At 74.1% G+C, this 9,377-nt stretch carries 8 protein-coding genes; 5 read left to right on the plus strand and 3 right to left on the minus strand.

Going from position 1 to position 9,377, the window contains the following annotated elements:
- Positions 1-254 precede the first annotated feature (254 nt).
- Complete coding sequence (locus tag ACFUC1_RS19190) at positions 255-1,490, minus strand: hypothetical protein (RefSeq protein ID WP_379122668.1); 1,236 nt, start codon at positions 1,488-1,490, stop codon at positions 255-257.
- A gap of 326 nt (positions 1,491-1,816) precedes the next feature.
- Between ACFUC1_RS19190 and ACFUC1_RS19195 the strand changes: the two genes are divergently transcribed.
- The 3 genes from ACFUC1_RS19195 to ACFUC1_RS19205 all read left to right on the plus strand — a co-directional run bounded on the left by ACFUC1_RS19195 (position 1,817) and on the right by ACFUC1_RS19205 (position 3,699).
- Positions 1,817-1,978: a hypothetical protein gene (locus ACFUC1_RS19195; protein WP_379122670.1), complete on the plus strand. Its 162-nt coding sequence runs from the start codon at positions 1,817-1,819 to the stop codon at positions 1,976-1,978.
- Between the two features lie 64 nt (positions 1,979-2,042).
- The gene (locus ACFUC1_RS19200; RefSeq protein ID WP_379122672.1) at positions 2,043-2,234 is read left to right on the plus strand and encodes a hypothetical protein; all 192 of its coding nucleotides are present in this window, start codon (positions 2,043-2,045) and stop codon (positions 2,232-2,234) included.
- Positions 2,235-2,388: 154 nt separating this feature from the next.
- On the plus strand, positions 2,389-3,699 hold the full coding sequence (locus ACFUC1_RS19205) for a hypothetical protein (protein ID WP_379122674.1): 1,311 nt from the start codon (positions 2,389-2,391) through the stop codon (positions 3,697-3,699).
- 54 nt (positions 3,700-3,753) lie between these two features.
- On the opposite strand, the gene ACFUC1_RS19210 is transcribed toward ACFUC1_RS19205, so the two are convergent.
- Positions 3,754-6,345, minus strand: coding sequence for an MMPL family transporter (locus ACFUC1_RS19210; RefSeq protein WP_379122676.1), 2,592 nt, complete (start codon positions 6,343-6,345; stop codon positions 3,754-3,756).
- Positions 6,346-6,369: 24 nt separating this feature from the next.
- Positions 6,370-7,023: a TetR/AcrR family transcriptional regulator gene (locus tag ACFUC1_RS19215; RefSeq protein WP_379122678.1), complete on the minus strand. Its 654-nt coding sequence runs from the start codon at positions 7,021-7,023 to the stop codon at positions 6,370-6,372.
- A 250-nt stretch (positions 7,024-7,273) separates the two neighbouring features.
- On the opposite strand from ACFUC1_RS19215, the gene ACFUC1_RS19220 reads away from it, so the two are divergent.
- Together ACFUC1_RS19220 and ACFUC1_RS19225 are read left to right on the plus strand one after the other, a co-directional pair.
- Positions 7,274-7,771 (plus strand): NfeD family protein, encoded by a 498-nt coding sequence (locus ACFUC1_RS19220; protein ID WP_379122680.1) that lies wholly within the window; start codon positions 7,274-7,276, stop codon positions 7,769-7,771.
- Between the two features lie 30 nt (positions 7,772-7,801).
- Positions 7,802-9,283: a flotillin family protein gene (locus ACFUC1_RS19225; RefSeq protein ID WP_379122682.1), complete on the plus strand. Its 1,482-nt coding sequence runs from the start codon at positions 7,802-7,804 to the stop codon at positions 9,281-9,283.
- Positions 9,284-9,377: the final 94 nt, after the last annotated feature.

A 9,377-nucleotide genomic window follows, 5' to 3' on the forward strand; every position in this document is an offset into this window, starting at 1 on the left:
GCTCCCGCGGGTGCCGCACCAGCCGCCACGAGGCCGGCGACGGTCCCCGCAACCGTCAGCCCCAGCCGGAGGCCCCTGCCGTTGCTCGTACGCCCCATGTCGTCGTCCTCTCGTGTCCCTCCGGCCATGGTCCGACCGCCACGAGGGCGTGGACCATCACCAGAACGGCTCGACGACGCTCCACCAGCGGGCCGAGCCGACCCGGCCCGCGATGGGGTAGGGGGACGCCGGCCCGGGAGCGCGCAGAACGCGCCTCAGGAGTCGGTGAGGGAGAAGTCGGTGAACTGCCAGGTGGCCGGGGCCCCGCCCGTGTCGACGACCTCGACGCCGTAGCAGACCTGGTCCACCGTCGCGGCCGACCCGTTCGTGACCCGTCCCAGCGACACGAGGTAGTCCAGCATGGCCTTGATGTCGACGGTGCCTGAGGTCAGGCGCGCACCGCCGGAGGGGACGAAGGCGATGTACCCGTTGTCGCTGGTGGCGTACACGTCCCAGGTGTGACCGCCCAGGGACACCCCCGTGGCGAACCGGTTCCCGGCGGGGACCTGGTTGTGGTTGTCGGTCCAGATCATGACCTCGTCGTTGGGGACCCCGTTGAGCCACAGGTCGTAGGCGACGTCGTAGATCCCCACGTTCGGCGAGGTCGCGGCGAACGACGAGACCAGCTTGGGGAAGCTGGCGATGGTGCGCCCGGAGTAGTCCTTGTGGACGTTGGGGTAGGTCTTCACCGCACCGTCACCGCTGGCGTTGCTCGCCGACGCGACGTGGTTCCAGGAGTGGAACGAGCAGACCGAGGTGGTGCCGGTGGTACCGGGGTACTTCGCGGCGTTCCACAGGTTGTTGTGGACGTAGAACCCCCCGTCCGTCACGCCGCCGTTGGGGTCGCTGGTGGTGAAGTACGGGTTCGTGCACACGGACCCCACGGGCGCCGGCGCGCTCGTGGTCGTGCTCGACGTCGTCGAGGAGCTGGGGCTGGTCGTCGAGCTGGTCGACGTGCTGCTCGTGGACGTCTGCGTCGCCGTGGGGGACGTGGTCGGGGACGACGTCGCCGTGGACGTCGTGGTGGACGTGGACGACGGCTGCGGGGTCGTCGTGAACGTGCGGTCGGCGCCGTACGCCGTGCCCGCGGAGGTCTTCGCGACGAGGCGGTAGTGGTACGTGGTCCCGCCCGCCAGGCCGGCCAGCGTCGCCGACTCGGTCAGCGTGCGACCCTTGCCGGACGCCTGCGCCGCCGCGGACGAGCCGTATGCCGTGGACGTGCCGAACTGGAACGTCGCCGTGGAGGTGGACCCGGGCGAGCTGGAGAGCGTTCCGCCGAGCACGGCCCCGCTGTCCGTCACCGACGTGGCGTCGCCGGTGGTCGCCACGACCTTGGTGGCCGCGGTGAGCTGCTGGTCGGACGTCCGGACGGTGTCGTGCACCGCGAGGGCGGCGACGAGCGCCACGGCGGTGACCGCGACGGCAGGCAGGAGCGGGGGTCGGAACTTCACAGGTCCTCCAGGAGGGGTCGACGAACTGTCTTGGCCCCAACGGCCGGCCACGGGCCCTGCTCCACGAGGCGCCCGATGGCGCGACACCCGAGGGCACCACATCCGGGGTCCATCGGGCAAATCCGGCCCGGCCCTCGAGCGCGCCCGACAAACCGGTGGTGCGGGCGCCCCGGACGACCGGACGCAGTCGCGGGGAAACCGCGTCACCCGCGCGCACCGGCACCCTCCGCTTGAGGGCATCCACAGCATCACCGCAGGTCACAGGGGTGGCGTCGGTCACGCCGCGGGGGCAGGGTGGAGGGTGAGCCGAGGAAACGGAGAGACTCATGGAGACCTACGAGTCGCACCTGCAGCCCGATGGGACCACCTTCCCGCCCGTGACGCCGGACGTCCCGGCGCCGCCCGGGGTGGACGAGCCGGTCGTCCCGGACCTGGTCTTCACCGATCGCGCCCGGGAGGCCGCACCGGGCCCGCGTCAGGACGACTGAGCGGCGCCCCGCAGGCCCGGCGTGGGTCCGCGGCGACCCGTGCGGGACGTGCCACCCTCGTGGCATGGAACCGCTCGCCGACGTGCTCCTGCTGCACGCGGTCCAGGCCTGGTGCGAGGACTGCGGCGGGGAGCAGCTGCTCCTGCCCGTGGACGACGAGGGCCACCCCGGCCTGTGCTGCTCGGTGTGCGACGCAGCCGTCTTCCTCCTGCCCGCCGAGGTGCTCACCCAGGCGCCCCTTCGCCGTACCGCCTGAGGTCGCCGCGCCCGCCAGCGGGGGCCGACGACGCCAGCGCCCTGCCGGCGCGGGCCACCTGACCGCCGGGGCCGACCGGGCCGGACGACCGGCATGCGGGACGGGCAGGGTGGAGGCCCTCGGAAACCGGGCTGACCCGGCATAGCCTGCCCGGGTGGGCCCTGCAGGGATCGTGCCGCGGCGCGCAGTGCTGGCCGGCGGCGTCGGTGCGGCGGCCGCCGCCGCGTTCGGTCTGTTCGAGGCTCGGGCCGGACGCCGCGACCTGCCCCTGTACTGCGAGGCCGTCGCCCTCGGCGAGGCCGGCGCCCGCACCCCGGTCCCCGTCGGGCGCGCCGACCTGCTCGTGGAGGGGACGCGGGTGCTGCGCACCGATCGCTCCCCGGCGCGCCTCGTCGACGACGAGGCCGAGTTCCTCGGGTCGGCCGCCGCCTGGACGCGCGCGACCGGCCGGTGGTCCGAGGTCACCCGGACGGCACTGCTCGACCTGCGCGTGCTCGGCCACGGCCTCCCGGCGGCCGTGGCCGGCTGGACCTCCCCGTGGCGCTACGTCTGGCCGCGCGACTGCGCGCACGTCGCCGTGGCGCTGGCCCGCTGCGGGTTCCTCGACGCCGGGGTGGCCCAGCTGCGCTTCCTGCAGGAGGTGCAGCGGGCGGACGGCTGGTTCGAGGCCCGGTACGACGCGGTCACCCGCCGCTCGCCGGACGCCCGCCCGCGCCAGTTCGACGGTGCCGCCTGGGCGCTCTGGGCGGTGTCCTCGCTGCTCGACGAGCCGGGCGCCGACGCCGAACGGGTCCTGCGCGGGCTCGAGCCGCTGGTGCGGCGCAGCGCTGCCGTGCTCGTGGACAACCTCGGCCCGGACGGGCTCCCGCCGGTGACCCCCGACTACTGGGAGCTCCCGACCGACGTGCTGACCCTCGGGATCGCGGCGCCGGTGTGGGCGGGGCTCTCGCACGCCGTCCGCCTGCTCGACGCGCTCGGCGACCACGCCGCGGCGGACCGGGGCGGTGTCGCGGCCGACGCCGTCTCGCGCGTCGTGTCCGAGCGCTTCGCCGTGACCGGTTACGCCCGCGAGCTGGGTGGCCGTGCCCTCGACGCCTCGGTCGCCTTCCTCTTCCCCCCGTATGCCGTGTACGCGCCGCCCGCGCCGGTGCGGGCCGCGCTCGACCGCGCCGAGGCCGCGCTCCAGCGCCCGGCCGGCGGCCTCGCGCCCGGCGAGGACTGGCAGTCCGACGGCGTGAGCTGGACCCCCCAGACCGCCCTGTTCGCGCTCGTCCACGCGCAGGCCGGCGAGGTCCAGCGAGCCACCCGCCTGCTCGGGTGGCTCGACCGCCACCGGACCGCGGCCGGCTCCCTGCCCGAGAAGGTGCTCCACGACGGCAGACCCGCATCCGTGGCACCCCTGGCGTGGACGGCCGCGCTCGCCCTCCTCACGGTGTCCGCGCTCCAGGGCTCCGACGAGGCCTGACCCGTCCCGCTCGGGGGCAGCGCCGTGCAGGCCCGGCGCCGCGGAGACCCTCGGTCAGCCGCGCGGTGCGTCCGCCGCGGCCACGACGTCCGGGGTGTCGTCGGACGACGGGTCGGCGTCGGGCAGTGGGTGCTCGCGCTCGAGGCGGGCACCCTCCACGTCGACGTCGGGCAGGAGGCGGTCGAGCCAGCGCGGGAGCCACCACGCCGCCCCGCCGAGCAGGTGCATGATCGCCGGCACGAGCATCAGCCGGACCACGAAGGCGTCGAGCAGCACCCCGAACGCGAGCCCGAAGCCGATCGGCTTGATCGTCGCGTCGTGGGAGAAGATGAAGCCCGCGAAGACCGAGGTCATGATGATCGCGGCCGCCGTGACGACGGCCCGCCCGGCGTGCACGCCCCGCTGCACGGCCACCCGCGGCGGGGCCCCGTGCGCCCAGGCCTCGCGCATGCCGGACACCAGGAACAGCTGGTAGTCCATCGCCAGGCCGAAGAGGATGCCCGTCTCGATGATGGGCAGGAAGCTGAGGATCGGCCCCGGGTCGTGAACGCCGAAGACGCTTGGGAGCCAGCCCAGCTGGAAGATCGCGGTGAGGCCGCCGAACGAGGCGAGCAGCGAGAGCACGAAGCCGAGGGTGGCCGTCAGGGGCACGAGCAGGGAGCGGAACACCAGCACGAGGATGACCAGCGACAGCCCGACCACCAGCACCAGGTAGAGCGGGAGGGCGTCGGACAGCTTCTGCGACACGTCGATGTTGGCGCTGGCGTTGCCGGCGACGCCGAGCGTGACCGGGCCGCCGTCCGTGGTCCGCGGCCGGAGGGCGCGCAGCGACTGGACGAGCGTCGCGGTCGACTCGCTGTTGGGGCCGGCCTTCGGGATGACCTGGAAGGCGAGCGCGTCACGGGCCCGCGAGGCGCTGACGGGCACGACGGCGACCACGTCACCGGTGTCGCGGATGGCCTGCCCGATGGCGGCCTGCTCGGCGGTGAGACCGTCCTGGGCCACGGGACGGGGCAGGTCGGCCACGACCAGCAGCGGCCCGTTGTACCCGTCGCCGAACCGGTCTGCCTGGAGCGTGTAGGCCTTGTAGGCCGCGGTCTCCCGCGGCTGGCTCGACCCGTCGGGCAGGCCGAGCCGCATCTGCAGTGCGGGCAGCGCCACGACCGCGAGGGCGGCCACGCCGACCACCAGGGTGACGAGGGCCCGGCTGGTGCGCATCGGGCGGACCGGCGGCTGCGGGGGCCGGTGAGCTGCTGCGGACGCCTCGGTCGCACCGTGCCCGTCCGCGGCCGCGCCGTCGGCACCGGGGGCCCCGGCCGTCCCAGGGAGGTGGGCCCGCTCGCGGCGGCGCAGGACCCGCATACCCACCAGCGAGAGCATCGCAGGCGTGAAGGTGGTCGCGACGACGATGGCCACGAAGACCGCGGCCGCGCCCACCGTGCCCATGAGGCCCAGGAACGGGATGCCGGTGATGTTGAGGGCGAGCAGCGCGACCATGACGGTGGCGCCGGCGAAGACGACGGCGTTGCCGGAGGTCCCGTTGGCCAGGCCGATCGACCCGTGCAGCCCCATCCCGTGGCGCAGCTGGGTCCGGTGCCGGTTGAGGATGAACAGCGAGTAGTCGATGCCGACGGCGAGGCCGAGCATCACCCCGAGCACCGGCGTCACCGACTGGAAGTCCACGACCCCTGAGAACGACATCGCGGCCAGCGTCGCCACGCCGACGCCGAGCAGGGCGCTGGCCAGGGGCAGCGCAGCGCCGACGAGGGTCCCGAGCATGAGGACCAGGACCAGGGCCGCCACGAGGACACCGGCGACCTCCCCCGGGCCGAGGACCGACGGGACCGTCTGCGAGATGTCCTGCGACGGGTAGACGGCGACCCCGTCGATGCCCGCGCGCGCCACGAGCGTCTCGATGGCTGTCTTGGTCCCGGCCGGCACCTCGTTGGTGGGGAGGTCGAACTGCACCGGGGCGATGGCCGCCGAGCCGTCCTTGGACACGAAGCGGAACCCGGACGCGAGGTCGGCGACCCGCGCGCCGTCGGCGAGCTGCGCCGCCTTGGCCTGGAGCGTGGCGCGCTGCGCCTCCAGCTCCTTGCGGCCCGCGTCCAGCTGGGCCTGGGCGGCGTCGAACCGCGCGGCGGCGCTCGCGGGGGCCCCGGCGGCCGTGGCCGCGGCGCGCTGCTGGTCGAGCTGCCGCTGCTGCTCGGCCAGCTTCTGCTCACCCTGGGCGAGGGCGGCCCGGCCCTGGTCGAGCTGGGTGCGGCCCGCGACGAGCTGGGCGGCGCTGCGCTCGAGCTGTGCCTGCGTGGTGAAGGGGTCGGTTGCGCTCCGCACGCCGTCGACCGTTCCGACCTGCGCGAGCAGCCGGGCGACGCCGTCCTTCTGCGCCGCCGTGAACGGGGCGCCGTCCTCGGTGGTGACGGCCAGGCTGCCCGAGCCCCCGCTCGCGTCCGGGAAGTCCCTCGCCAGCTGCGCGGCGACGGCGCTGGTCGGAGTTCCCGGGATGGTGATGGCCGAGCTGACCGGTCCCGAGAAGCCGAGGAACGTCCCCAGCCCGACGAGGAGGGCCAGCAGCCACAGGCCCAGGACGGTCCAGTGGCGACGCGCGGCGAACCGGCCGACGCGGTAGAGGAGCTCAGCCATGGGTGTTCGGTCTTCCTTCTCGGGTCAGGCGGTGGTGTAGCCGGAGCGGATCTGCCGGAGCAGGCGCGACATGGAACGGGTCCAGGCCCCGCGCGTGGCGGGGGTGAGACGCGCCCCCGACTGCTCGAGCCATCGGTGCGCGAGGACCCCGACGCCGTTCATGAGGAACGCGACGGTCAGGTCGAGGGTGAGCGGGTCGAGGCCGGGGTCGGCGCTCAGGACCGCTGTGGCGACCCGTCGGCCGACCTGGTCCAGGGCGGACTGCGAGATCGCCTCGACCCTCGTCTCGTCGCCGCCCAACCCGCCGATGAGGCGGTCGATCGACACCATGGCCGTCGGCAGGTCCGCCCCTCGCACCGCCTCGCACAGGGCATCGAGCGAGGCGTTCGGGTTCCGCTGGTCTGAGGCCTCGCCCCTGCGGGTGCGCCGGGCGACGTCGTCGAGGACCTGCGCGGTGACGTCGGCGAGGACCTCCTCGCAGACGGCCACGAGCAGCGCGTCGAAGGAGCCGAAGTGGTTGAAGACCGTGCGTCGCGACACCCCGGCCCGTTCGGCGACCTGCTCCACGGTGATGTGGGTCGTGGCGGCCGACGCGACGAGCTCGCGGGTGGCCGTGAGGATCGCCTGCCGCCGCTCGGCGCGCAGGACGCTGCGCCCGTCGACGGAGGTGGTGGTCACCGGGAAAGCGTAGGAACCTAGTTGCACTCAATGCAAGTTGTTGTCGGTATGCCGCGCGGAGGGGTGCAGACCGCGTACGGTCTGCACCGACGCCGCCTGAGGTGAAGGGCAGGCCAGGGCGTCGGGCGTGGGGGAGACGCGCGGTGCGCGGGCCGGGTTCGTGGTGTGGAACGCGGGCGGGATCCCTGACGTCACAACGACTCCACGGCCGCCAGCGCGACGCTGGGGCCCCTACCCGTAGAGGACCACCGTGCTCGCGTTCTGGATCGTCGGCGGCGTGGGCGTCGCCCTGTTCCTCCTCACCTTCGTCGTCGGCGAGCTGCTCGACGGAGTCCTCGACGGGATCGACTTCACCGGCGGGTTCCTCTCGACTGCAGCCGTCGCCGGCTTCGCATCGGCATTCGGCATCGTCGGCGGCATCGCGAGGAGCATGGGCGCCTCGCTGCCGCTCGCCGTCGTGGTCGGCGTCGTCGCGGGCGCGGCCATCGGCGCCGTCGGCGGCCTGACGACCAGGGTCGTGAAGAACACCCCGACCGACCGGGCACCCGGGGCCGACGACCTCGTCGGCGCTCGCGGCGTCGTCGTCAGCGCCATCGCCGACGACGCCTACGGCGAGGTCCTCGTCCGGGTCGGCGGCCACCGCCAGAAGTACAACGCGCGCTCTGAGTCAGGCGCGATCGCGGTGGGGTCCGACGTCCTCGTCACCGATTCCCTGTCCAGCTCGTCCGTGCGCGTCCGCGCCCTCTGACACCTCTCACCACCCAGAACGGAGCCCAACGTGTTCGGTCTCAGCCCCGTCGTCCTCGGCGTCGTCGCCCTGGTCGCGCTCGTCATCATCTCGGTCCTCGCGGTCGTCTCCCGCTACAAGGTCGCCAAGCCCAACGAGGCCCTGCTCATCACCGGACGCAAGAGCAGCGGCGAGGACCTCGCCGGCCAGAAGGTCGTCATCGGCGCCGGCGTCTTCGTCCTGCCCGTCGTGCAGAAGATGTCGGTGATGGACCTGTCCAGCCGCGAGATCGAGCTCCGCGTCCCGAACGCGGTGTCCAAGAACAACATCAAGCTCACCGTCGACGGCATCGCGATCGTCAAGGTCGGCGGCACCGAGGAGGCGGTCCGCGCCGCGGCCCAGCGGTTCGGCAACCAGCAGGGCGCCATCACGGCATTCACCGAGCGCACCCTGTCCGGCGCCCTGCGCAGCATCGTCGGCACCCTGACCGTGGAGGAGATCATCCGGGACCGCGCCGCGCTCGGCGCCCAGGTCGCCGAGGTGACCGAGCACGCCCTCACGGGGCAGGGCCTCACGCTCGACAACTTCCAGGTGCTCGACATCAACGACGACACCGACTACCTGCGCAACCTCGGCCGCCCCGAGGCCGCCCGGGTCGAGCAGGACGCCAAGATCGCCGAGGCCGATGCCACCCGCAACGCCGAGCAGCGCCAGCTCGCCGCGCAGCAGGAGGTCCTCGTCGCCCGCCGGGACTTCGCGCTGCGCGAGGCCCAGATCAAGGCCGAGACCGAGGCGGCCCAGGCGAACGCAGCCGCAGCGGGTCCGCTCGCCGCCGCCGCGAAGCAGCAGGAGGTGCTCACCGCGCAGAGCCTCGTCGCCGAGCGCCAGGCCGAGCTCACCGAGCGCCAGCTCGACACCGAGGTGCGCAAGCCCGCCGACGCCAAGCGGTATGCCGCGCAGCAGGACGCCGAGGCCGCCCGCTTCACCACGGAGCAGAACGCCGCCGCCGACAAGTACTCCAAGGTCGCCCAGGCGCAGGCCCAGGCCGAGACCGCGAAGCTCACTGGTGAGGCCGAGCGCGACCGCCGTGCGGCGATCGCCGCGGCGACCAAGCTCGAGGGCGAGGCGGAGGCGGCAGCGACCCTGGCCCGCGGCCAGGCCGAGGCCCGCACCATGGAGGCCAAGGCCGACGCCCTCGGCAAGTACGGCGAGGCCGCCAAGATGCAGATGCTCGTCGAGGTGCTGCCGCAGGTGGCGCGCGAGCTGGCCTCGCCCATGGCGGCCATCGACAAGCTGACGGTGGTGTCGACCGACGGCGCCGGGGCGCTGCCCAAGACGGTGACGAACAACTTCGCCCAGCTGCAGACGATGCTGCGCGACGCCACCGGGGTCGACCTCAACGGGCTCCTGGACGGGATCGCCGGCCGCAACGGCTCGAGCGCCGCTGCCGGCGCGGCGACCGGCGCCCTCGTGGCCGGTGCGCTGGCGGACGGCGCCCCGGAGGGCAGCGCGAACGGCGCAGCGGCCGGATAAGCACCGTCCCGGCGGCCGCGTGAACGCCGTCCCGCCAGGGGCCGGCGCCCTCGTGCGCTCCGGCGGGGTGGGCACGGTGGCTGCGCTCGCGGTC

The sequence above is a fragment of the Pedococcus sp. NPDC057267 genome (assembly GCF_042668795.1).
Classification (GTDB): Bacteria; Actinomycetota; Actinomycetes; order Actinomycetales; family Dermatophilaceae; genus Pedococcus.

Bases quoted from the DNA above. Each gene is read 5' to 3' on its own strand.
- ACFUC1_RS19210 (WP_379122676.1), bottom strand. From the start codon at position 6,345: ATGGCTGAGCTCCTCTACCGCGTCGGCCGGTTCGCCGCGCGTCGCCAC.
- ACFUC1_RS19200 (WP_379122672.1), top strand. From the start codon at position 2,043: ATGGAACCGCTCGCCGACGTGCTCCTGCTGCACGCGGTCCAGGCCTGG.
- ACFUC1_RS19195 (WP_379122670.1), top strand. From the start codon at position 1,817: ATGGAGACCTACGAGTCGCACCTGCAGCCCGATGGGACCACCTTCCCG.